Consider the following 24,754-nt stretch of genomic DNA (forward strand, 5'->3'; position numbering starts at 1 on the left):
CTAAGGCTTTAGCCTAATCTTTAACCAGCATTTAGCTCTGAGGCATGATTCCTGCCGTATGCATCATTTCATAATGTTTCAAAACAGCATCCAATCGGGTAGAGATTTTGTTGTATTTTGCCTGAAGCAACGCATTATCAGCATCAACCATTTCGGTAATTAAAACCAATTGGTTTAAGTATTTCAGTTTTACAATTCGGTAGTTTTCTTCGGCTAAATCCAACGCTTTGTCAACTACAACAAATTTTTCTAGGATTTCCTGATACTGTGTATGCTCTTTGTATAACTGATCTTGAATTTCTTCTTTTATAATTTCAGTCTGCATTTTCTGCATATCGATTTTAGTGCTCGCTTTTGCCACTTTCGTTTTGTTTTTATACAAAGCCGAAAGATCAAAACGCGCCTCGATTCCCAGCTGACCTAAAGTGTACAAATACGGATTTGGCGGAAAGAATTTGTAGTTTGGATAATAAAAACCATAATTCCCGAAGAAGTTTACGCTTGGCAGATAATTACCTTTTACCAATTGCATTTCGGTTTTACTAATGTCTAATTCCTGACTTGCAATTCGCATTTCTTCGTTCTGCATCGCTTTATTCAGATAAAAATCATACGGATCTAAACCGTTCATTTCGTCCAGACTTGCAGTCGTGTCGATTGAAATTTCTTCGTTTTCCGAAATCTGAATTAAAGTCTTCAGATCGTGAAGCGCAATTTTAATGTTTTTGGAGTTTGTAAGCGCGTTCAACTCACGATCTGAGAGCTGTAATTCGGCACGTATAACCTCATTTTTGGTTACCGTTCCGTGTTTTTGAAGCGACTGCACTTCTTTTAATCGGCTTTTTTCTTCTTTGATGTTTTCTTCAAATATCTTTTGAAGTTCCATCATTTTATAAATCGCCAGATAGTTTGCAACAACTTCCAGTTCAATATCATTTTCTGTTTTTTCCGATTTTATTTTTGCAATTTCGTTTTCCTGATTCGCAATTTTTATTGCGTTATTAATCTTGTTTCCAACGTAAATTGGCATTTTAAAAGTTGAATTTACCTCATAGATTTCAGGAATTGCTTTCGTAACTTCTTTTCCGTTTAAGAAACCATCTCCTTTAAATTCTGTAATGTTGGTAATTCTGGAGTACATTCCGTTTAGTTGTACATCCGGCAATCTAAGTTCTTTTCTTTCTTTGATGTTTTGCTCAGCGAGCGTAATCTCCAGTTGAGATTTAAGGATTTTTTTGTTGTTTTCCTTCGCCAGTTTCATCGCTTCTTGTAAAGAAACCGTATGAACTTCCTGAGCTTGCAAACTACTGAATACTAATACCATTAGTAAAATCAATAAGCTTCTGGGAAAACAATCTTCTTTAGAGTTTGTTTTTGTAAGGAACATGAATATTTGAATAATTTATGCTGCAAAGTTCCTTCATTTTTTGCTTGGCGGATGATTATAAAAAGTCAATAACATATTCATTTCGGACAAATGTTAAAACTCCATTTCCCGAAAACGTTATATTAAAAAACTGAAAAACAATTTGTTACAAAAATAGGTTTGGATTGTGCTATTTCACGCAGATTTTAATAGATTTGAGCAGAAGGCGCAGATTTTTATTTTTTGTTCTCGCAGATTTGGCAGATTGTGCAGATTATAAAGCATTTAAAAAAATCTCTCAAATCTGCGGAATCTGCGAGAGATTTTTTTTACGCATGGAACAAAAAAGAATCTGCAAAATCAGCTAAAATCTATTAAAATCTGCGTGAAACAAAAACTATTTAGTTCTTTTCCAAAATTTCCTCTCCGTTTAAGTAATCAGAAGGTCTTTGTCCTAAAATCTTAAAAAAAGTATTACTAAAGGTCGGAACACTATTATAACCAACTTCTAGAGCTACCTCTTTTACCGAAAGTTTTCTTTCTAACAAAAGTTCGATTGCTTTAAGAATTCTTCGAATGGTATAATATTGAATAAAAGACATCTTGAGATCTTTTTGAAATAAGCGATACAAAGAGCGTTCGCTAAACCCAAATTCATGCGCCACATCGGCAAAAAGAATCGTTTCTCCCAAATTATTTTCGATATGTCGAAGAATTTTTCCTAATCGTTTATCTTTAGGCTGAGGAAGTTCTAAAGGCAAATTCGTATGACATATCTGCGGAAGAATCGCTTTTATGGCTTTTGCAATCACAAAACTCGGACTTCCTTTTTTTAAATCACCATTCCACTGATTGGTAAACATCATCATTTGAAGCAGTAGATTATTCACTGGATAAATACCTTCGCTTTTATAGAAATCATCCTCATCTTTTTCAACCGGAAAATACAAATTTCGCATCATCACATGTTCCGACTTCGGCTCGATACTATGCTCTACTCCCGCGGGAATCCAAATAAAATGTCTTGCAGGCAAAAAATATGATTTCGTTTCAGTTGTCACAAAAACCACATCGCCTTCTGCATACAGCATCTGAGCTTTGTTGTGTTTATGTGTAGGAACCAGTAATTCGCCCATTATATCATGATGACAGTAAATGCTTTTCTTATCGGCATCTACTCTCTTGATGTAATATTTGTCTACTTTAAAAGGGGATTGTTCCATATTATAAAGATAATAGAATTTTAACCGCAAAGAGCGCTAAGATTTCTTCTAAGATTACGTTTACAAACGCAAAGTTCGCAAAGCTATATCATATAGCTTTGCGAACTACTATAAATCTCGTTAAAAAAACCTTGGGTGCTTTGCGTAAACCTTTGCGCTCTTTGCGGTTAAATTTCATAAACTGTATAAAAACAAAAAAGCTTCTCATTAAGAGAAGCTTTTTACAAACTTAGGCGGTCTGGACGGGACTCGAACCCGCGACCCCATGCGTGACAGGCATGTATTCTAACCAACTGAACTACCAAACCCTGCGTTATTGTGGGTGCAAAAATACAACAGAATTTCGTTTCTGCAAGCGTTTTTTCAAATAAAATTTAAGAAATTTTTAATTAGCTAAATTCCAATATTTTAAAAATTCAAGTTTTAATCAAAAAGCAAGAATTTTCTTTTACTTAACCGCTAAGAGCGCTAAGATTTACGCAAAGTCCGCAGTTTTTCATTCACATAACCTGTGGTTTCAAACACTCATTTTTAAACATAGCCCGTGGTTGAAACCACTGGAGACGTATTTATATACATTGTGTTGCCGTGGTTGAAACCACGGGCTATATTTTAGATAATGAATGGAAAATCTTTATAGAGTTACTTGCGGAGATTTCTCGTTCCTCGAAATGACAAACTGTTACGTTAAAATCAGAATTAAGCAAAAAAAAATCGCAAAACTTTCTAAATTGAAAACTTTGCGAACTTTGCATTCTTTAGAAAATATCTTTGTGTTCTTTGCGTAAACCTTTGCGCTCTTTGCGGTAAAAACAAAAAACCAAAAGTGTTTTAAATCAAAAAAGCCATCCACAAAAGTGGAAAGCTTTTCATTGGTCTAACTACTAAACCAGCTACGAGTTACAAAGTCGTAGCAAAACAACACAACTAATCTTAGATACCGTATTTGGGCAAAAAAGCCTTTCTGTTAAGAAAGGCTTCCCCAATATTGCGGTCTGGACGGGACTCGAACCCGCGACCCCATGCGTGACAGGCATGTATTCTAACCAACTGAACTACCAAACCTCTGCGTTATTGCGGTTGCAAAGATAGTACAGAATTTCATTTCTGCAAGTGTTTTTGTAAAAAAAATGAAATAAATTTTCAAATCTTTATCCAAAGTTTTGTTTTTCAACCAAATATGTAGTCAATATTTTTTCAAAATTATCGCCAACATTTACTGGAACGTACTTAATTTGGTTCTTCGCACAGGTTAAAGCCAAGTTTTTAAAGTAGGCCTCTACCCTTTTTTCATATTCTTCTTTTACGTTGTCAGCAAAAATCGAAACCTCTTCGCCTGATTCTAAGTCAATAAACTTTCTTGGCGTGTTATCAAAATCAAATTTCAATTCGGTTTCATTATCAACTACATGAAATAAAACCACTTTGTGTTTGTTGTGTTTAAGATGCTGTAAAGCGTTAAAAAGCTTTTCATCATCTTCAGTCTGAAACATATCTGTAAACAAAATAATCATCGAACGGCGATGCATTTTCTCTGCAATCTGATGCAGATATGTTATTGTATCGGTCGTTTTTTTGACTTTTGGCTGAACCAATAATTCTTCCAGTTTGTTCAAAAGCATTCTATGGTGACGATCACTTCCTTTTTCTGGTGCATAATATTCGTATTTATCCGAGAAAACGCTTAACCCAACGGCATCGCGCTGTTTCTTTAGAATATTCATCAAGACCGCCGAAGCTAAAACTGCAAATCCGATTTTCTTTTCATAAAAAGGCTGATTCGATTTGAGTTCAGGATAATGCATTGATGACGAATTATCTACAATAAGATGACAACGTAAATTGGTTTCTTCCTCAAAACGTTTCGTGTACAAACGATCCGTTTTGGCAAACAATTTCCAGTCGATATGTTTGGTGCTTTCGCCTGCGTTATAAACTTTATGCTCAGCAAATTCGGCCGAAAATCCATGAAACGGACTCTTGTGCATTCCCGATATAAAACCTTCCACAACCTGATTGGCCAGCATTTCGAGATGCTGAAAACTGGAGACTTTCTCTATTTCCGATTCGATTTTCATTCGGTTTCTTTTTTAATATTTTGTGCTTTATAAAGCAAATCTGTCGCCTGAAACAATTTACGCTTCAAGATCGGACTAAAATTAGGGTTTTCTTTTAAGAATCGCTGTACTTCATCAAAAGCATATTTCGACGAATATTTTCCAACGGTATTATCGAGCCAATCTTTCGGAAAGAAAATATCTCCCGTCCGCTGGATTTCATCAACCAAATCTAATGAAAATCTAATATATTTCTGTGCACTTTCTTGACGAAGCGGATGATTTACATTTGCCAAACCAACCGAAACCCAAGATTCTTTCTCACGGTTTGCATCGTCTTTTAAAGATTCCACAAAAGCATTCTGAGCCGATTCGTCTTTGGATAAAGATGGAAGTAAAAACTCAAAACGCTTTTGTTTATCCGGATTTGTAAAAGATGTTCTGGTTTTCTCCAAAATCTCATCTGCTTTTGGATGCTTGAAAATCGCCAGATTCATCGCCATATTGGTATAATCGTCTTCGTTTAATTTCAAATTCGGAATCGAGATTTCTCTGTTCCAAACTTTATACAAACTGGCTTTCGCCGAATCAGAATAGGCAATTGAGCTAAATAATCCGAATAAAGTCTTTTTGATATTCGCAGATAAATTGGCCTGTAAACGCTCGTATAAAACACCTTCAAGCTGTTTCTGAACTTTACTTTGCTGTTTTTCTGTCAATAATCTCCAGTAAATCGTATTTAAATTTCCTGAAACAATTCTCAAAACCAATTCGTTTTGTTCTGTTTGAATTCCCTTTAAAAAACAATCAAAAGCTTTTTCTGGCGAAACATTGCCAATCAAAGTATTCTCATATAGATTACTGTAACTCGAAGCTCTAGCCATTTCATCTTTTAAATCAGCGATATAATTTAAATTATTCCCGTCAAGCGGAAAAACGCCGTATCCAAAACCATTATAATTGTAAACCACAGCAAGCGGTTTTTCAAGTCCGATAGCTTCTTTTATAACGGTATTTTTATCATTAATATTAACCGATAAAACCTTTACTTCTTTAGCATAAACTAAACCAATCTGAAAAACCTGAGGCCAGATATTCTCTGATTTATCCTCGGCTTGTTGTTGAATTTCAAAACTTTTGATTCGGTTTTTAGCATCATATTCGATTTGATCCGTAAAAATGGCTCTCCCCGATTTATTTACCCAGACATCGCTCCATTTTTTCATATCTAATGGAGTTTCGGCATCGAGAAGTTCTACGAGATTATTCCAATCGGCATTGTCGTTGGCATATTTCTGAATGTATTTTTCGATTCCTTTTTGGAACGCTTCCTTTCCCATCGAAGCCTCTAACTGACGCATCATAATTGGTGCTTTGTTGTAAATAATGGCTCCATATAGTGAACCCGCATCTTTTAAATTCGCCAAATGCTGTTTGATAGGATGTGTTCCTAAAGATCGATCTTCCGCGAAAGCGCTAGGATAATGCGCCGTGAAAAACTGCAGATTATGATTGACTTTCGGAAAAATCGGATTCATGATTTTATCGGCCATAAAGTTGGCAAAAACCTCTTTCATCCAAACATCGTCAAACCATTTCATGGTAACCAAATCGCCAAACCACATGTGTGAGGTTTCGTGAGCAATGAGTTTTGCGCGGTTTAATTTCTCACTGTCGGTTGCGCTGTTATCCAAAAACAAAGTCGATTCTCTGTATTGAATCGCACCAACATGCTCCATTCCACCATATTGAAAAACTGGAATAGAAGCAAAATCTAATTTTTGAAATGGAAATTTATAATGGGTATATTTTTCTAAAAAATCTAAAGATTGTTGATGCAAATTGAAGATAGTATCAACGCTTACGCGAAATTTCTCCGGACTATTTTCACGATACAACATTGTCATTTCTAAACCTGGTTTTTGCGTCGCGCTTTTGAATTTTCCGGCAACGAAAGAAAATAAATACGTACTCATTTTATCGGATTCTGCAAAAGTGTACAGTGTAAAATCTCCCTTTTCGGTTTTTTCTTTTACATGGGCTCCAGCCAAAACTGACCATTCTTTGGGCACAGAAAGACTTAGTTTATAAGTAGCTTTTATGTCTGGCTGATCGAAACACGGGAACAATGTACTTGCGCGATCTGGAACTAATAAAGTGTATAGAAAATCATCATTTCTATTTAATGATAAATTACCTGCAATAAAAGAAATTGAAATGCTATTTTTTCCTGAAACTAAAGCCGAAGAATCAATCACAATATGGCCATTTTCGTGCACAATTGAAACCTTTTTTCCATTGACTTCAATTGCTTGTATGTTTTCCGTTTTCTCTTTAAAATCTAAATAAACATAACGATAAGGATGATTTGGCAAAGTTACTCCTAAAACCAAATTGGCTTTAATTTGTTCTTCTTTTTTATTCGGAATTTCAAATGAAAGTCCGTAAGTGACATCTGAGATTTCCTGTTTTCTATAATTAGCCAATGACTCTGAAACACCTTTATCCAAAAGATAAACCTGCATTTCTTTTGACTGCGAAAAACTATTGAAAATCAAGATAAAAAAACAAAGGAAGCTGTAGAAAATTTTCATTTTTAAGGAATATAAGATTTGCTAAAATTAGCAAAAGCATTGATTTTTCGCAAACAATTACTGCAACAACATTGCATTTAAAAATAAGATTTCTATATTTGCAACACTATTGCATTAATTCTGACTTTAAATGAGTCGGAAATAATCTCAACGAATGAAAAAGAAACTTAAACTTATTAATCTTTTAATGCCTTTAATTGTATTGTTTGCAATACTTTTTCCGGTTGTCCATTCGTACGAACATATTTTAGACACTCATAATTGCAAAGAGAAATTAGAGTTTTCTGTTTCTGAAAAACCGCAATTTAAAGCCAAACTTCATTCATTTCACAAATGTTCGATTTGTGATTTTAAATTCAGTGCTGTTGGTACTTTTGAATTTACTGTTTTTCAGTTTTTCAAAAATAATTCTGCTGTAAGACACCTTAGTTTTTACAGCAAACCGCATTTTACATTTTTTAAGGGTGCTCTTTTCTCACTTCGAGCCCCGCCTTTTACACTTTAGTGTTTTTTTGTGTTCCCGATTGTTTTGCAATTCGGCTATTTAATTGTTTTTATTATTTCAAAATCTTAAAACATTCAAAGGCTATTTTACTCATTTTAAGCATTTAATACAACATATTGATATTGATATTGATATTGATATTGATATTGATATTGATATTGATATTGACATTGAAATAGCTTTTTCTACACAAAAAAACACTTTCCAATTTTTATCGATTTACTGCATTCGAACTAAATCCCAATTTAGGTTTTTAGTTGCGGCTATGCTGTTTTAACTAGAGAAAAGAAATATGTCGCTTCTCTGAGGCTTTTTCTTAGGTCGTAAATCTTTTTTCTATAAATATTTCGTCCCTCCGGGACTTAGCCAAATATCCAATTTTCTACCAGCATTCTGTCACAATGGGACTGGAATATTGAAATCGCTATGCCCTTTTTGTAACCCAAATACCCTTTATAAAATGATCAAAATCAAATCAGAAAAAATGAAAACAACAAAACTCATTTTGGCTTCTCTCTTTGCTGCAATTGCTTTTACAAGCTGTAGCAATGACGATTCCGAAAAAGAACAGGCAATTCCCACCATTGATAAAATCGAACTTGGTCTTGGCAATAACGAAACAGCAACTATTGGTCAGGATTTCCATTTTAATGCAGAAGTGACAGCTGCTGATAAAATCAAAAATGTGCAAGTTAAGATTGTACAAAAAAGCACCGAAACGTATTCTAAAATATGGTCACATGAAATTACATGGACGCAATATGCGGACTCAAAAAATGCTACAGTTCACAAGCACTTTGATATTCCAGAAGATGCCGCAGAAGGCAAATACGACTTCATCATTATCGTAAACGATCAAAATGGAAGTAAGCTAGAAGTGAAGAAAAACCTAACCATTATAAATCAAAAAATATGAAAAAATTAAAATTCCTATTAGGCTTTTTTGCTCTTGCCTTCATTTCTTCCTGCTCAAGCGATAACGCAGAAATCGATACCGAATATCCTGTAATTGATATTACTGGAGCAAATGCTTTTCCGATTCAATGCAGTACAATCGAGCGTGGTCAAACTATCACTTTTAAAGCCATTTTTAATGATAATGTCGCGCTTGGTTCTTACAGCCTCGATATTCATCACAATTTCGATCATCATACGCATAGTACAGAAGTGGCAACATGTGAGATGGAAGCGGTAAAAAAGCCTGTAAAACCAATGCTTTTCATCAATAATTACACCATTCCGAACGGGGTGAAAAGCTACGAAGCGACGACACAAATTACCATTCCAGCCGATATTGATCCTGGAGATTATCATTTTATGATTCGCTTGACGGATAAAGAAGGCTGGCAAACGCTGAAAGGTTTAAGTATTAAAATTTTATAAGATCAGATTAATGAAGAATGCCCTATCCATGTATTGGAAATATTGTTTCTTACTCCTCAGTTTATTGATTGCGGCGGAAGCTGTTTCTCAAAATCAACCTTCAGATAAAAAACCAGAAATCAAAGAACTTAACGAAGTTTTAGTTAACGGAAATTCTATTGAACAACGCAAAAAAGAAGAATCGCTTAATGTTGAAACGGTAAACAATAGTTTCATTCAACGTAACCTTGGCGGAAGTTTGATGCAATCTTTACAGAAATTGCCTGGCGTTAAAACTATTTCGATTGGTTCTGGAGGTTCTAAACCGCTAATTCGTGGTTTGAGTTTCAATCAGGTTATTGTGGTGGAGAACGGCTTGAAACACGAAGGCCAACAATGGGGCGCAGACCACGGTTTGGAAATCGATCAATATGCTGTAAATCGGGTAGAAATTATAAAAGGCCCTTCTTCGTTTATCTACGGATCTGATGCTGTGGGCGGTGCGGTCAATATTAAACCATTGCCACTTCCATCTCAAAATACTTTTGGCGGAAGTGTTGATCTTACCGGAAAAAGCAATAATGCACAATTTGGAAGCTCTGTTAATTTATTTGGAAGAAACGAAAATTGGTTCTTTGATTCTCGCATAACCACAATGGATTATGGCGATTATCGCGTTCCGACAGATGTGGTTCATGTGTATAGTTATGCTGTTCCATTATACAAAAATCATTTACGAAATACGGCAGGACGAGAACTCGATTTTCATTTGAGTTCGGGTTATTCGGGAGAACATTTTAAATCGGTTTTCTATTTCAGCAATGTGCATACCAAAAGCGGATTTTTTGCGAATGCGCACGGACTCGAACCTCGAAATGTAGATCTGGAATTACACGATAAATCGAGCCGTGATATTTTGATGCCGTATCAGCAAGTCAATCATTTGAAGGTTAGCAATACGACTTCTTTTCAGTTGGGAAATCATGCTTTTGAGACGCAGATTGGTTTTCAGAATAACTTTAGAAGAGAATATAGCCATTATGTCAATCACGGTTATATGCCACCGATTTATCCGGAAGATATGTACGCTCCACAAGATTTGGAACGCCAATATAATAAAGATGTTTGGTCGTTTTCTGCTAAAGACGAATTTAGAATTCAAAATCATCAAATTACGGTTGGTTCTAATGTAGCTTTTCAGCAAAATGAAATCGGCGGATGGAGTTTCCTTATTCCTGCTTTCACACAATTTAACGCTGGCTTATTTGCTTACGATAAAATTGAACTGAACGAAAAATGGTTTTTAAACGGCGCTGTTCGTTACGATTACGGAAAAATTAAAATGAAATCGTATTACGATTGGTTTCAAAGTCCAGTTTCTGAAAACAATCAAACGGAATTGGAATATTTACAGCGTTCTCAAGATTTGACCAAAACCTTTGACAGTTTTACATGGTCGATTGGTGCAAATTACAATCCTGGAAAACTCTCGCTGAAAGCCAATTTGGGTTCGAGTTTTAGAATGCCGATTGCCAAAGAACTGGCTTCAAACGGTGTAAATTATCATTATTTCCGATTCGAAAAAGGGAATCCGAATCTGGACGCAGAACGTTCGTATCAATTGGATTTGGGAATGGAATGGAATCAGCAAAACTGGTCTTTTCAATTGACTCCGTTTGTGAACTATTTTCCAAATTTCATTTATCTGAATCCAACTTCCGCTCATGATATTTATTATGGCGCAGGAAATCAGGTTTTTGAATATGAACAAAGCAAAGTCTTTCGTTACGGTGCGGAATTCCAAACCCGTTATTATTTCTTAAAATCTTTAAGTGCAGAAATTGGTGCCGAATATCTTTATTCCGAACAAAAATCGGGCAGTAAAAAAGGCTATACGCTTCCGTTTTCTCCGCCACCTTCTGTCTTGTTGGGATTGAATTACGAACCTCAAATTACCTTTTTAAAAGAATCTTACTTTTCTGTTGATTATCGTTTTACGGCGCAGCAAAACAACATTGTTCCGCCTGAGAAAAAAACGGCAGAAAGTCATGTTTTTAATCTGGCTTTTGGTTCAAAAATTAAAACAGGAAAACAGGATATCAGCCTCAATATTCAGATCCAGAATTTATTTAATACGAGATATTTAAATCACACCAGCTTTTACCGCCTTATCGAACTTCCAGAAGCGGGACGAAACATTATTGTTTCTATGAAGATTCCGTTTTTGTTTTCGCGATAAGCAAACCATTCAAAACTCAATTATTTACAAATTTTAAATCCTTTATTACAATGAAAAACAAGTTTTACAAACTACTATTTTTATTTGCTTTATCGCTTTTTGCGGTTTCGTGCAGCAACGACGATGACAACCACGACGATCATGATCATGATCACGATACTTCTAAAGAACATACATTTGTTAGAGTTTTACTTTCTGACGAAAAAACTACGGAGTTAACGCTTTTTGATCCGCATGAAGATAAAATCAGTTCTTTTACGGCAAAATTTGCTAAAGCCTCTTTGTACACAACAGAATCTGGACGATATGCAGGAATTGTTCACAGAGATAATAATTTTGTAGAAACTTTCGATAGCGGATTGGAATTACACGGCGATCATATTGATGTAGATGATGTTCCTAAATTTGGAATTTTAGCGACAAGCGCATTAAAACCAACGCATTTTAAAAGTAAAATTGGAGAAATCCTGACTTTTAACGACGGCGACGGAACGCTTTCTGTTGGTAAAGAAGCTGATGTAAACAAAGCTGGTTCAACTTTCAAAACGATAAACGCAGGTTTATTGGCGCATCACGGTGCAATGGCGACTTTTACAAACGGAACTTATGCGATTACGGTAAAAGATAATTCGGTTACGGGAACGCTTCCAGAAAAAGTAAAAATTATCGACAACACTGGAAAAACGCTTTTTGATGCTAAAATTCAAACAAAAGGAATTCACGGAAATGCTTCAGACGGTGTTTATGCTGTTTTTGGTTCGTCAAGTGGAATTTTGGTTGTAGAAAGTAACGGAAACCAAAAACTAATCGATCATCCAGCAGATTTTGGCACAGCTTGGTTTGGAAGTATTTTAGAAACAGCTTCGGCAGGAAAATTCATTGGGTATACAGCTGCAAAAGGCGCTTATTTAATTGATGTTGTGGCTAATACTGTAAAACCAATTATTGCGAACACAACTATTATGCAGTGCAAAACAAGTTACGACCATAAAAAACTGGCTGTTTTATTGCATTCAGGAGAATTTAAACTTTATGATATCAGCAGTTTACAAGCGATAAAAGAAACTAAAGCAACTTCAGAAACGGCTACAGACGCAACATTAAAGCCTCAAATGGCAGTTACAGACCGTTTTGCTTATATCACGTCGCCAACAACTGGAGAATTAGTACAAGTAAATCTTTCTACATTGGCAATCAAAAAGACTAAGGTTTCAAGCACGCCATATATGATTACGGTTTTGGGTTACGAAAACAGCGAAACTCATAATCACTAAAATACTATTTAACTAGTCCTAAAAAATCTCTCTCGATTTTTCAGGACTAGTAAATAAAAGTAACTACAATCGCAAGCTCATCTTCAGAACTAATTCTCAGTACAACAATAAAGAATATAACAGATCAAAATAAATAACCCAGACAATTACCAAATCATAATTTATGAAAACAAAACAATTTAGACTCTTGTTTTTCCTATGCATACTTCCCTTTCTAGCCTGTAATGATGACGAACAGCTAGCCCAAAAACCAACAATCGATAAAGTTGAACTTGGCCTAGGGAATAATGAAATCGGCGTTATAAATCAGGATTTTCATTTTAATGCTGAAATTACCGCTGGAGAAAAGATAAAAGATGTTAAGATAAAAATAGATCAGATCAATACTGAAACATATTCTAAAGTATGGTCGCATCAAATCATTTGGGAGCAATACGCAGGCGCTAAAAATGCTGTTGTTCATAAGCATTTTAATATTCCAGCAAATGCTGTAGAAGGAAAATATAACTTTATTATTATCGTTACCGACACGAATGGAACCCAACTTGAAGAAAAAAGAACACTAAATATATATGCTCCGGAAAATCTTCCTATTGATTTAAAATTTGAATTCGGAATAGAGGCCGTTGACTCAGATTTTAAGCATATCAGAACATTGTATTCACAGCGTAATATTTATGATAACGAATCTTACAAATCAGAAGAAAATATACAGGAAAATGAATTTCTATCCCCTATTGTTAACATTGCCTCAATAAAGGGAGAAGGAAAAATGTATTGTCTTATTATTAATAAAAAGCATAATCACAAACCGGAGACAATAGCCTCTATAGATTTCTCAAAATCTATTGTAGCTGACTATTGGGAACATAAAAACCTGTCAAAGTCAGAGTTTGGCTCAAATATGTATAACTTTACTACAACCCCATTAACGATACTTTCGCCAGCAATTAAAATCGGAGCTACTTCTGATAAAAACTTTCCTACACCAAATCCCGTTCAAAATTTAAAAAAATGGGAATCAGGACAATACTATGTGGGTTTTGTATATCACAACACCACCTACAATATGACATTATTCCATTACGGAGAAATTACGGTGCAAATGAAATAGACTATGATTTGCTGAGCAATTAATGATCCGCTGTTATAAATAATAATCTCCTGTGTTTAGTATTTTACAGACGAAAAATATATGTAATGTAGTTCTTTTTAAGTTTATTAAAAGATCAAAAGATTTCTTCTTCACTTCCGTTAGATTTAAGAAGACAAGGAAAGTAGTAGTTTAACACCGTTTTAATATTAATTTTTAATGTAAAATTCATTAGCATATATTAGAATTTCGCTTTTCTAATAATGAAAAAAGGTTTGACTATTGTCAAACCTTTTTTCAAATATAAATCGTAATCTAAGATTACAATAAAGCGTCTAAACTATCTGCGTAGGTTTGTTTCGGAGCTACTCCTACTTGTTTTCCTACTACTTCACCGTTATGAAACACCAAAACGGTTGGTATGTTACGCACACCATATTTTGCAGCAAATTCTTGGTTAGCATCTACATCTACTTTACCAACAACTACTTTACCAGCGTACTCTTCGCTTAATTGGTCAATGATTGGACCAACCATTCTACAAGGACCACACCATGCTGCCCAAAAATCTACCATTACTGGTTTATCTGATTTCAAAACTACTTCATCAAAAGTAGCATCTGTTATTGCTAATGCCATAATATATTAAGATTAAAATTAGGTTTGAATATTTAACTTTCAAACTACAGTACAAATTTAAAAATTTAAAATAAATCAAACACCATTACTAAATTAGTTTTCGTTATAAATGTATTATCATTAATTATAAGCCACATAGCTTTAAAATTACAATATATTTATCTGAAAATCAAACCAATAAAAAGTTAAAGTTTTTTATAGTATCTTTAATACATCCAAAATTCGGCTACTATGAAAGAAGCTATATCCAAAACCAAATCCTTTCTGCAATCTGATTCTTTTAAAAAATACGCCAAACGTTTTGGATATTTTATCTTGGGCTTAATTGCCATTCTTTTGCTGGCCTGCGGAGGTTTGTCTATATACTTCAATCGCAATAAAGCCGAAATTATTGCTAAGGTCAATACTAAAATCAACGAAAACATAAATGGTAAATTTCATATTAGAGATTTTCATTATAAGTTTCTTACTGGTTTTCCGAATTTTACATTGGCGCTAAATGATGTCGAAATAAAAGACAATCAATGGCAGAGCCACAAACATACTTTGCTGAGAGCAAAAGAAATTGAAGCGCGTTTGAACATTTGGAGCTTACTGCAGCACGAAATCAACATTCATAAAATCTTAATCAACGACGCCGATATTTATATTTATAAAGCCGAAAATGGTTATTCTAACGCCAATATTTTTAAACCTAAACAGAAAAAAACGCAGACCGATAAAAAAAGACCCGAAACGACAATTGACGAAGTAAACCTCAACGATGTTCGTGTAATTATTGACAATCATCTGGGACACAAACTATTTGATTTTGATGTGGCAAGTTTAAAATCCAAAGTAAATTATGATGATGACAGCTGGCAAACCAATCTGTATTTGAAAACCAAAATTAACAGTCTAGCCTTTAATACCGTTCACGGAAGTTTTGCTAAGGAGAAAGTTCTGGAAGGTAATTTTGATATTTCGTATGCCGAAGCCAATCAGAAAATAGATATTAAAACCAAAGGACTTAAAATTGGTTCTGACGTTTTTGATATTATCGCTTTCTTTAATATCGGAAAAAACAATTCGCTTTTCGGAATCAATATCGGAACGGATATTTTATGGCGAAATGCTTCCAATTTATTATCGTCAAACATTAGTTCGAAGCTTAATCAGTTTGACATCAAAAAACCGATTAAGGTAAACTGCGACATAAAAGGCGATTTGAATGTAGAAGGCGATCCGAAAATTGTGGTGCAGGCAGACATTCGCGATAACGAAGTGAGTATTCCTGACGGTTTGTTTACCAATTGCAGTTTCAAAGGAATTTTTACTAACACTTTTAAACCCAAAGAAGAATCCAGCGATCCAAATTCAGCCATTATTCTAACCAATTTTAAAGCTGAATACGAAAACATTCCATTAAAAATTGCGCAAGCCGTAATTAACAATCTCGAAAAACCGATTGCGACAGGAGTTGTAAATTCCGATTTTGACATTTCGAAACTCAACGGAATGATGAACGAGAAAATTCTTCATTTTGAAAGCGGTCACGCCAAAGCCAATTTGAAATTTCAGTTTGATATTGTCGATTTGTACATCAATAAACCCAAATTTACAGGCGATGTAGATATTGCTGATGCCACATTCGATTATATTCCTAAGAAGATTCACGCCGAAAAAACGGCTGTACAATTGTCGTTTACTCAACAGGCGCTTTACATTAAAAAAATAGCCTACAAACACAAAAAGAACATTATCCGCATTGACGGAAAAATCGATAATTTCCTGAATCTCTATTACGACGCACCCGAAAAAATGGTCGTAAACTGGAATATTTACTGTCCAAATATTGATGTGAAACAGTTTCTGGGCGTTCTACAAAATTCTCCAAAACAAAAAGTGGCAGAGAAAAAACCAGTGAAAAAGAATGTCAATTTTACGAATCAGTTGCGATCTGTAATAGAAAAATGTACGGCTGTAATTAATCTCAAAGCCGATAACATTACCTACGGATCACTTACCGCAACCAACACTCAGGCCACAATCCAGATGCTAAATTCTAAGATTCTGCTCAAAAACGGAACATTAAATACTTCTGGCGGAAGTATAAACTTTAGCGGTTCTGTCGAACCAAGCGGAAATCGGTATGTTTTTACTTCAAACGCACAGGTAAACCGAGTTGATATTGCGAGCTTTTTAAGGTCTTTTAATAATTTCGGAATCAAATCTTTTAGTCCAAAAAACATTCGCGGACGATTGACCAGCAATGCGAATGTTGCGGGTTTAATGAGCAGTAAAGGCGATTTGATTGTCAATTCAATGAAAGGAAAACTCGATTTTAATGTCAACCAAGGCGCATTACTAAATTTTGAACCAATTATGAAAGTGGGCAAATTTGCTTTTCCGTTTCGCGATGTCGAGAATATTACTTTCAGCGATTTGTCGGGTTCGCTTAATCTGCGCGGAGAACAAATCGATGTCAATAAACTTACCATAAGTTCCAGTGTCTTAAATTTTGACATAAATGGCATTTACTCTTTCGGCCGAGGCACCAATCTCGCCCTTACCATCCCGCTAAGAAATTCTAAAAACGACGCCAAACTCGCCACCAAAGAAGAACGAAAAGCCGTTCGCGAGCGCGGTATTGTCCTGCATTTGATCGCTTATGATAATGAAGGAAAAATGAAGGTTAAGTGGGGGAAGAAGGATAAGGGGTAGAAAAAAAATCATTAATAAAATTTCGTATTTCATAGTTGATATTAAGTTGAAAACTAAATATTTTTGAGGCCAATTGTAAGCAGGTCAATTGTACGCACAAAACTACTTTTATAAACTATGAATATCAAAGAAAAATTCGGATTCAAAGTCAAAGAACTTCGAGAACAAAAAGGATACTCAATCGAGTATTTAGCCAATATTTCCAACGTTGATAGAAATTATATTTCAGATATCGAAAAAGGTCAACGTAATGTTTCCATAGAAATAATAGAAAAAATAATAACAGCTCTTGATACTGATTTTGGAGCTTTTTTTAATGATAAGGGTTTTAAAAAATGAAGAAAGTAAAAAAATATTCAGAAATCAGGCAAAAACTTCAAATTGATGTTGACAAAAAAACAGATAATGGTTTAGCTAAATTTACTCATTATCTACAAAATCATAAAAATGGTGTTTCGGAATATTTCAAAAATGATGCTGAAGAATATCTTACAACGATACATGAAAAATTAAATATTTTAGAAGAACCAAACTTCCAATATTATTTACCCATAAAATGGGACATCCCTTTTCCTTCTCCAGAAGAACCTAAATTTAAATTTATCGATTTATTTGCTGGTATTGGAGGAATAAGACTTGCTTATCAAAATCTGGGAGGTAAGTGTGTATTTACAAGTGAATGGGACACTTATTCAAAAAAAACTTATGAAGCAAATTTTGGTAAAGTACCATTTGGAGATATAACTCAAATTAATGAAACGGAAATTCCTGATCACGATGTTTTACTTGCAGGATTTCCATGCCAACCTTTTTCGATTGCTGGTGTTTCAAAAAAGAATGCATTAGGCAGAAATCATGGTTTTTTAGACGAAACTCAAGGAACATTGTTTTTTGATATTGCTAGAATTCTTAAACATAAAAGACCGAAAACTTTTATGTTAGAAAATGTTAAAAATTTAGTATCTCACGATAAAGGAAACACTTTTAAAATCATTAAAAAAACTTTAGAGGAACTAAATTACACTATTTACTATAAAGTTTTAGATGGAAAGTATTTTGTCCCACAACATAGGGAAAGAATTATTATTGTTGGTTTTGATAACGAATATTTTGAAGGAAAAGAGAATTTCAAATTCCCAGAAATGGCTGAGGCAAAATTTGCATTAAAAGATATTCTTTTACCTAATGTAGACCCTAAATACACATTGTCAGACAAACTATGGAATTATCTTCAGGAATATGCAAAAAAACACAAAGCCAAAGGAAATGGCTTCGGGTTTGGTTTAGCTGATTTAAACGGAATTTCTAGAACCATGAGTGCTAGATATTACAAAGATGGAGCAGAAATATTAATTCCTCAGAAAGGCAAAAACCCAAGAAGATTAGTTCCTAGAGAATGTGCGAGACTTCAAGGTTTTCCTGACAATTTCATAATACCTGTATCGGACAATCAAGCATATAAACAATTTGGAAACTCTGTTGTTTCACCTTTAATGCAAGCAGTTGGAAAAAATTTAGTCGCAGAAATTGAAAAACGAAAAACTAGTTAAGAATTAAATTCTCAATAGTAATATATTTAATAAATCGTGATAAATTAATTTTAATACATCAATAATGGAAAATGGTCTTCTTTCAAAATATTTTAAAGGTATAGTCGCAAAAAGACTTAGTGACGTTGAAGCTGACCCTAACATTTCCAATCAACACGAATTCAATGGCATCAATGAATTTAGAAATATTTTAGGATCTAAAAAACATACATATGAAGCTATTTTTATACATCTAACTGATGATGAAGAAGCCATATTAAAAGAAGAAGGCTCCTTGACTTGGTATAATGCAAGAGAAAATCATCCGACAAGAAATGAATTTCGTCTTTATTATTCCACAACACAAATTATGGAAAAGGCTATTGCTGGCGATTTCTTATTAATTGGACTCACGCATGACAACAAATTAGTTGTAGTAATAGCGCCAAAAGGAACAACCGCAGAGCAACAATTACTTTGGCTTTTTGAAATAAGAGAAATAGGAAACAAATTTATTCTCCGCAATATTTCCTCAAAAGACATTAAACTCAATTTTGCAGGAAAATACATCCTTAATTCTCTTGGTTTCGAAATTGATGAATCTGAGCCTGATTTCTTAAACTTAATACTTGAGACATTTGGAAGTCAGTTTCCTCCAACAGCTATCTTTTCCGAGTTTGCCCGTTCTACAGTTGACAATGTCTCTCCTTTTGAAGAACCTGATAAAACTTTAATCACTTGGCTTGAAAGAGAAGAAATGCTTTTCAAAACGCTTGAAAAGCATATTGTATCAAAAAAACTTGAGCAAGGATTTGGAGAAAATAAAACCGATGTAGACGATTTTATTTCATTCTCATTAAGCATTCAGAATAGAAGAAAATCTCGTGCCGGTTTTGCTTTTGAAAATCATCTCGCATCTATTTTTAAATTTCAAGAGATAAATTTTTCTAAGGGAGCAAAAACAGAAAGAAACAACAAACCTGATTTTCTTTTTCCATCGATAACGGATTATCATAATCCCAGTTTTCCTGTTGAATTATTAACGATGCTTGGTGTCAAGACCACAGCGAAAGACAGATGGAGACAAGTTTTATCAGAAGCAGGAAGAATTTCTCAGAAACATTTAATCACCTTAGAGCCAGCAATAAGCGTAAATCAGACTGATGAAATGATTGCACAAAATTTACAACTTGTAATTCCACAATCTTTAAAGGAAACATTTACAGCTTCACAACAGTCAAATTTGTTAAATCTTCAAGATTTTATACATATGGTTCGTCAGCGACAAAACATAATCATTAAATAAAAAGCCACTTTCCCAAGTGGCTTTTTCTCATTTCTTACTCAATCACCAAATAAGGATCAAGAATTTCTGCTAATTCATTTAACCAAAAGAAACCATCTTCAATATTTACGGTCTCCGTTTTCATAAATCCATCTTCTCGTATTGCATTTAATGCAATTAGGAAATTTACTTGCCTAATGGTTTTAGCCATACTTTTGGAATCAATTGAATTGTTGAAGAATTCAGTTAACCTCAATTCGGTTTCTTTGGAAAGGGTGTTGGTACTCATAATTTTGAAGTTTAGGGAAAATAAAACCCGCACGGGTTAGCTGTCCTACGCCTTCAAATACGCGTTGCAGTTGTTTCCAATACCGCCAGCATTCCGCACGGGCAAAAAGTTTTTTTGTGTTCATTATTTGAAGTTTTAGGAACTCCAAATATATAAAAAAACAAAATGAATTGTAAGTTTTTTCTTTATTTAAGAATTAAAATACTCTAAGTATATTTTCTCCAAATCGAAATTACAAAATTGAAAAATAAATCAATTTAAAATTTCATAATATTTCCTTAACCTACTTGTCTTTTATCTTTAAAATCGATAAGTTTGAGAATGAATCATTAAATTTTATTTGTTATGAAAGTACAAATCAACACCGACAAAAACATTGAAGGAAGTGCAAGATTAGAAAGTTATTTTTCTGGAGAAGTAGAAAAAAGCTTAGACCGTTTTCAAGATAAAATTACTCGCGTAGAAATTCATTTTGGAGATGAAAATGGAGAAAAATTCAGCTTGCATGACAAAAAGTGTGTGATTGAAGTTCGTCCTGTAAAACTACAGCCAATTACGGTTACAGAACACGCCGAAAGTCTTGAAAAAGCTTTTAGCGGTGCATTGGCCAAAGCTAAAAAAACATTGACGAGCACTTTCGAAAAAATAAAAGAGCATTAATATAATAAGTTGCAAAGTAACAAAGTGACAAAGATTCTAAGTTTTCTTGGAATCTTTGTCACTTTGTTACTTTATTACTTTCTCTCTTTAACTTATGATTTTGGCAACGGTGCTCCAACTGCAATATCGCAACGGTGACCTGGTTTTCCGTGTGGCGGGTTCATTCCGTCTGCTACTGTCGCTTCAGTGCCTTCTGTGCTTAACAAAGCTGGAACTTGGTTTGATGCTGGCGGGGTAACCGTAAAGTTTTGTGTAACTGTTCCGCTTTGAGCGGTATTTGAAGCTGTTGTTGTTGTAGTTTTTGCAGGAGCAGAATTTAAAGGTGCTCCAACAAGAATATCACATCTATGCCCTGGCTGTCCGTGTGGCGGATTCATTCCTTTTGCTACTTTAACTGGCGCAGCAGTTGTAGTCGTAACCATTTTCTGCTGAGTCGGATTTACCTGAACGGTTTGTGCTTGAGTTGCCTGCGCTTGCTGTGTTGGTGCAGAATTTAAAGGTGCGCCAACCGCAATATCGCAACGGTGTCCCGGCTGTCCGTGAGCAGGGTTAATTCCTTTTGTATCGCTTAAAACTGTATTTGGGTTTGTTGCAGGTGCTTGCACCACTGGCGCAGCAGGTTTAGTTGTATCTTTTGCAAGTCCTAATCGTACTAATTCTGAAGTCGCTGTACTTTCTTGCGGCTCTAATTCCTTTTTACAGGAAACAATCAAAAGAGAGGTTATAGCAAGTGAACTTAAAAGTATTTTTGGATTCATGACTGGGGTATTTTTATTGAGAATCAAATATAGTGGTTTTTGAGATATTACGCCATATAAGTAATGTAAGATAATTTAAGCTTTACTTACACTTGCCACAAAGGCACCAAGGCGCAAAGTTTTATTTTAAAGATTCTTAGTGCCTTGGTGCCTTTGCGGCAATAATTCGTTTTCTTTAGTTTTCTTATATCACTTATATGGTTCAAAAAAATTATACCTTTAAACTCAAATAACATATCTCATGAAAAAAACACTTTTACTTCTTTTATTCGTTGCTTCTTTTGTAAATGCACAAACAGACAAAAACAAAATCAATCAGACTTTAGATGCGTGGCATAAAGCTGCCGGCGAAGTAAAATTTGATGCTTATTTTAATACATTGGCCGATGATGCAATTTACATTGGAACTGATGCAACCGAGAATTGGACTAAAAAAGAATTTGCCGTTTGGGCAAAACCCTTTTTCGATAAAGGAACTACATGGAACTTTAATGCTTTAGAGCGTCATATCTTTTTTGATAAAAGCGGAAAGATTGCTTGGTTTGATGAATTATTAGATACGCAAATGAAAATTTGCCGCGGTTCTGGCGTTTTGGTTAAAGTGGGGAACGAATGGAAAATTCAGCATTATGTTCTATCGATGACCGTTCCAAATGACGAAGTTGATGCTGTAACCAAAATAAAAGCACCCATTGAAGACGCTTTGATTGCAAAACTTCAGAAAAAATAAAACATTTTACGGTTTTGTTATTATAAACATAACTTTTTGAGCACTTTAGAAGCACTGTTAGCAGATTATTTTTAATTAATTCGGCAAAAACAGTGCTTTTTTGTAACTTTAGAATAAGATACTGTCAAAAAAACGAGCGGTATTTTACAAAATTCATCAAAATAAAACCCACACCTCTATTTTATCAGCCTTAAAAACAAGAATATTTATTTTTTTCTAACTTTGACCCCAAAAAAAATAGGGTTAAACAAAGTATTTTAAAAATGAAAATAGAAAAACGCTGGATTATCTCCTTTATCATGATAAGCGTCGTATGTACGATAGGGGCTTTTTGGCCAACAGTTACCGAAAATAATTATGTTTTATCAGAATTTGGAACGACAGATCATATTGTTCCTGCCGATGTTGCCTGGATGCTTACTTCGAGCTGTCTAGTTTTAATCATGACACCAGGATTGTCTTTCTTTTATGGCGGAATGGTAGGAAAGAAAAACGTTATTTCAACCATGCTTCAAAGTTTTATCTGTCTAGGTGTCGTTACGCTTTTATGGGTTGTAGTTGCATTTAGTCTTGCTTTTGGAGAACCGGTTGGTTTTGGTTCTGGCGACCATTTTTATAGCTTTTTTGGTAATCCGACCACTTTTGCTTTTATGGATTATGTTGGCGTTCTGCCTCATAAACAATTGGCCAATACGATTCCGTTTATGCTTTTTGCTTTGTTTCAAATGAAATTTGCCATCATTTGTCCTGCAATTATTACGGGTTCGTTTGCAGAGCGCGTACGTTTTATCTCTTATTTAGTTTTCATTAGTTTATTTACCATTTTTATATATGCTCCTTTATGTCATGCCGTTTGGTATCCAACGGGTGTTTTAGGAAGTTATTTTGGTGTTAAGGATTTTGCAGGAGGAACTGTTGTACACATGAGTTCTGGTTTTGCAGCTTTAGCCGGAGTTATTGTTTTAGGAAAAAGAAAAAACAGCCAGCATATTCCAACCAATATTCCGTTTGTATTATTAGGAACAGGAATGCTTTGGTTCGGTTGGTTCGGATTCAACGCTGGATCTGCTCTTGCTGCCAACGGAACTGCCGCTATGGCTTTTGCTACAACCACAACTTCATCGGCTGCAGCGATGCTAACTTGGATTTTCTTTGACAGAATGAACGGAAGAAAAGTTTCTGCTTTAGGGGCTTGTATTGGAGCTGTCGTAGGTTTAGTTGCCATTACGCCTGCTGCAGGATTTATTTCTGTCCCAGAAAGTATGTTTTTCGGATTCATTACAGCTTTGGTTTCTAATACGGCTGTAAATTGTAAATATTCTAAAAAATTCGACGATACGCTTGACGTTTTTGCTTGTCACGGTGTGGGCGGAATTATGGGAATGATTCTAACCGCTATTTTCGCTCACGGCGAAAATGCAAGTTTACTTCACGGCGGATGGAATGTTTTCGGACATCACATGATGGCATTGGTTCTGGTTTCAGTCTTTACTTTCTTTGGAGCTTATTTCTTGTTCAAAGTAACCAATTTCATTATTCCGCTAAGAGTTTCTGAAGAATCAGAACACATCGGATTGGATTTATCACAACATGATGAAACATTAGATCCGAAATCAAAACCAATTACTGAACCTCACTACGGTTAATACATTATAGAATCGCAAGATTTGTTTTAAAAAAGACAACTCTTGCGATTTTTCTCTTTTTTAAACAATCCTACCGTTTATATTCCTTAATTTTGCAGAAAATTTTTGTAAAAGTGGGAAGTAAAAATAAACTAAAAAGATTCAGAGAAAACGAAACATTTCAAAACGTTTTTCAACCAACCAGAGAAGAAGTTGTAGGCGATTTAATGCCTTTAAAAGGAAAATGGAACTCTGATTTCTTTAAAAATGATAATCCATTAGTTTTAGAATTAGGATGTGGAAAGGGAGAATATTCTGTTGGATTAGCAGAAAAATACCCAAACAAAAATTTTATCGGAATCGACATTAAAGGCGCTCGTTTCTGGCGTGGTGCTAAAACTGCTGTAGAAGACGGACTTCATAATGTTGCTTTCGTTCGTACACAAATCGAATTGATCAATCATATTTTTGCTGAAGGCGAAGTAGATGAAATCTGGATTACTTTCCCAGATCCGCAGATCAAATATAAGAGAACAAAACACAGAATGACGAATTCTGAGTTCTTGAAATTGTACAAAAAAATCTTGAAAAAAGACGGTGTTGTAAACCTTAAAACCGATAGCGAATTTATGCACGGTTACACACTTGGATTGCTTCATGGTGAAGGTCACGAAGTTTTATACGCAAATCATAACGTATACAAAAACGAAGGAAGCCCAGAAGTGGTAACGTCTATCCAGACTTTTTACGAGAAACAATATTTAGAAATTAATAAGGCAATTACGTATATTCGTTTCAAAATTAAAGACTAACTTTAATTTTG

The 24,754-nt window shown here is 34.6% G+C and carries 21 protein-coding genes and 2 tRNA genes; 14 read left to right on the plus strand and 9 right to left on the minus strand.

What is annotated here, in order from left to right; all coding sequences use genetic code 11:
- Nucleotides 1–31 precede the first annotated feature (31 nt).
- The 6 genes from ACFO3N_RS00760 to ACFO3N_RS00785 all read right to left on the minus strand — a co-directional run bounded on the left by ACFO3N_RS00760 (nt 32) and on the right by ACFO3N_RS00785 (nt 7,240).
- Nucleotides 32–1,324 carry a TolC family protein gene (locus ACFO3N_RS00760; protein ID WP_379794837.1) on the minus strand — a complete coding sequence of 431 codons (1,293 nt, stop codon included), beginning with the start codon at nt 1,322–1,324 and terminating at the stop codon, nt 32–34.
- A gap of 443 nt (nt 1,325–1,767) precedes the next feature.
- Entirely contained in the window at nt 1,768–2,589 is an 822-nt protein-coding gene (locus tag ACFO3N_RS00765; protein WP_320495778.1) for a helix-turn-helix transcriptional regulator, read from the minus strand.
- Nucleotides 2,590–2,823: 234 nt separating this feature from the next.
- A tRNA-Asp gene (locus tag ACFO3N_RS00770) sits at nt 2,824–2,897 on the minus strand.
- Nucleotides 2,898–3,580: 683 nt separating this feature from the next.
- Nucleotides 3,581–3,654, minus strand: a tRNA-Asp gene (locus tag ACFO3N_RS00775).
- 86 nt (nt 3,655–3,740) lie between these two features.
- The gene (locus tag ACFO3N_RS00780; protein WP_248729114.1) at nt 3,741–4,667 is read right to left on the minus strand and encodes a DUF58 domain-containing protein; all 927 of its coding nucleotides are present in this window, start codon (nt 4,665–4,667) and stop codon (nt 3,741–3,743) included.
- Nucleotides 4,664–7,240: a M1 family aminopeptidase gene (locus tag ACFO3N_RS00785; protein ID WP_379794839.1), complete on the minus strand. Its 2,577-nt coding sequence runs from the start codon at nt 7,238–7,240 to the stop codon at nt 4,664–4,666. The genes ACFO3N_RS00780 and ACFO3N_RS00785 overlap by 4 nt, the downstream gene beginning before the upstream one ends.
- A gap of 154 nt (nt 7,241–7,394) precedes the next feature.
- Between ACFO3N_RS00785 and ACFO3N_RS00790 the strand changes: the two genes are divergently transcribed.
- The 6 genes from ACFO3N_RS00790 to ACFO3N_RS00815 all read left to right on the plus strand — a co-directional run bounded on the left by ACFO3N_RS00790 (nt 7,395) and on the right by ACFO3N_RS00815 (nt 13,734).
- Nucleotides 7,395–7,745, plus strand: coding sequence for a hypothetical protein (locus ACFO3N_RS00790; protein WP_379794840.1), 351 nt, complete (start codon nt 7,395–7,397; stop codon nt 7,743–7,745).
- A 484-nt stretch (nt 7,746–8,229) separates the two neighbouring features.
- Nucleotides 8,230–8,661, plus strand: a complete 432-nt coding sequence (locus ACFO3N_RS00795; RefSeq protein WP_379794841.1) for a DUF4625 domain-containing protein — start codon at nt 8,230–8,232, stop codon at nt 8,659–8,661.
- On the plus strand, nt 8,658–9,128 hold the full coding sequence (locus ACFO3N_RS00800) for a DUF4625 domain-containing protein (protein WP_379794842.1): 471 nt from the start codon (nt 8,658–8,660) through the stop codon (nt 9,126–9,128). Before ACFO3N_RS00795 ends, ACFO3N_RS00800 begins: the two co-directional genes overlap by 4 nt.
- A 10-nt stretch (nt 9,129–9,138) precedes the next feature.
- Nucleotides 9,139–11,346, plus strand: coding sequence for a TonB-dependent receptor (locus tag ACFO3N_RS00805; RefSeq protein WP_379794843.1), 2,208 nt, complete (start codon nt 9,139–9,141; stop codon nt 11,344–11,346).
- Nucleotides 11,347–11,396: 50 nt separating this feature from the next.
- Nucleotides 11,397–12,620, plus strand: coding sequence for a hypothetical protein (locus ACFO3N_RS00810; protein WP_379794844.1), 1,224 nt, complete (start codon nt 11,397–11,399; stop codon nt 12,618–12,620).
- 163 nt (nt 12,621–12,783) lie between these two features.
- Complete coding sequence (locus tag ACFO3N_RS00815) at nt 12,784–13,734, plus strand: DUF4625 domain-containing protein (RefSeq protein ID WP_379794845.1); 951 nt, start codon at nt 12,784–12,786, stop codon at nt 13,732–13,734.
- A gap of 300 nt (nt 13,735–14,034) precedes the next feature.
- Here ACFO3N_RS00815 and trxA read toward each other — a convergent pair whose 3' ends face one another.
- Nucleotides 14,035–14,352 (minus strand): thioredoxin, encoded by a 318-nt coding sequence (gene trxA, locus ACFO3N_RS00820; protein ID WP_068844792.1) that lies wholly within the window; start codon nt 14,350–14,352, stop codon nt 14,035–14,037.
- A 231-nt stretch (nt 14,353–14,583) separates the two neighbouring features.
- Between trxA and ACFO3N_RS00825 the strand changes: the two genes are divergently transcribed.
- The 4 genes from ACFO3N_RS00825 (at nt 14,584) to ACFO3N_RS00840 (ending at nt 19,890) form a co-directional block, all read left to right on the plus strand.
- Nucleotides 14,584–17,055, plus strand: a complete 2,472-nt coding sequence (locus ACFO3N_RS00825; RefSeq protein ID WP_379794846.1) for an AsmA family protein — start codon at nt 14,584–14,586, stop codon at nt 17,053–17,055.
- A gap of 117 nt (nt 17,056–17,172) precedes the next feature.
- Entirely contained in the window at nt 17,173–17,394 is a 222-nt protein-coding gene (locus ACFO3N_RS00830) for a helix-turn-helix domain-containing protein (RefSeq protein ID WP_263523988.1), read from the plus strand.
- The gene (gene dcm, locus ACFO3N_RS00835; RefSeq protein WP_379794847.1) at nt 17,391–18,605 is read left to right on the plus strand and encodes a DNA (cytosine-5-)-methyltransferase; all 1,215 of its coding nucleotides are present in this window, start codon (nt 17,391–17,393) and stop codon (nt 18,603–18,605) included. The genes ACFO3N_RS00830 and dcm overlap by 4 nt, the downstream gene beginning before the upstream one ends.
- A 64-nt stretch (nt 18,606–18,669) precedes the next feature.
- Nucleotides 18,670–19,890 carry a type II restriction endonuclease gene (locus ACFO3N_RS00840; RefSeq protein WP_379794848.1) on the plus strand — a complete coding sequence of 407 codons (1,221 nt, stop codon included), beginning with the start codon at nt 18,670–18,672 and terminating at the stop codon, nt 19,888–19,890.
- A 34-nt stretch (nt 19,891–19,924) separates the two neighbouring features.
- Here the strand turns inward: ACFO3N_RS00840 and ACFO3N_RS00845 are convergent, their stop codons facing one another.
- Nucleotides 19,925–20,158: a hypothetical protein gene (locus ACFO3N_RS00845; protein ID WP_008466285.1), complete on the minus strand. Its 234-nt coding sequence runs from the start codon at nt 20,156–20,158 to the stop codon at nt 19,925–19,927.
- A 345-nt stretch (nt 20,159–20,503) separates the two neighbouring features.
- Between ACFO3N_RS00845 and ACFO3N_RS00850 the strand changes: the two genes are divergently transcribed.
- Nucleotides 20,504–20,818, plus strand: a complete 315-nt coding sequence (locus tag ACFO3N_RS00850; RefSeq protein ID WP_095929746.1) for an HPF/RaiA family ribosome-associated protein — start codon at nt 20,504–20,506, stop codon at nt 20,816–20,818.
- 92 nt (nt 20,819–20,910) lie between these two features.
- On the opposite strand, the gene ACFO3N_RS00855 is transcribed toward ACFO3N_RS00850, so the two are convergent.
- Entirely contained in the window at nt 20,911–21,576 is a 666-nt protein-coding gene (locus ACFO3N_RS00855; RefSeq protein ID WP_379794849.1) for a hypothetical protein, read from the minus strand.
- A gap of 241 nt (nt 21,577–21,817) precedes the next feature.
- On the opposite strand from ACFO3N_RS00855, the gene ACFO3N_RS00860 reads away from it, so the two are divergent.
- The 3 genes from ACFO3N_RS00860 to trmB all read left to right on the plus strand — a co-directional run bounded on the left by ACFO3N_RS00860 (nt 21,818) and on the right by trmB (nt 24,743).
- On the plus strand, nt 21,818–22,306 hold the full coding sequence (locus ACFO3N_RS00860) for a nuclear transport factor 2 family protein (protein WP_379794850.1): 489 nt from the start codon (nt 21,818–21,820) through the stop codon (nt 22,304–22,306).
- A gap of 263 nt (nt 22,307–22,569) precedes the next feature.
- The gene (locus ACFO3N_RS00865) at nt 22,570–23,952 is read left to right on the plus strand and encodes an ammonium transporter (RefSeq protein ID WP_379794852.1); all 1,383 of its coding nucleotides are present in this window, start codon (nt 22,570–22,572) and stop codon (nt 23,950–23,952) included.
- Between the two features lie 113 nt (nt 23,953–24,065).
- Entirely contained in the window at nt 24,066–24,743 is a 678-nt protein-coding gene (trmB, locus tag ACFO3N_RS00870) for a tRNA (guanosine(46)-N7)-methyltransferase TrmB (protein ID WP_095929742.1), read from the plus strand.
- The last annotated feature ends 11 nt before the right edge of the window (nt 24,744–24,754 follow it).

The sequence above is a fragment of the Flavobacterium chungangensis genome (assembly GCF_042654045.1).
Lineage (GTDB): Bacteria > Bacteroidota > Bacteroidia > Flavobacteriales > Flavobacteriaceae > Flavobacterium > Flavobacterium chungangensis.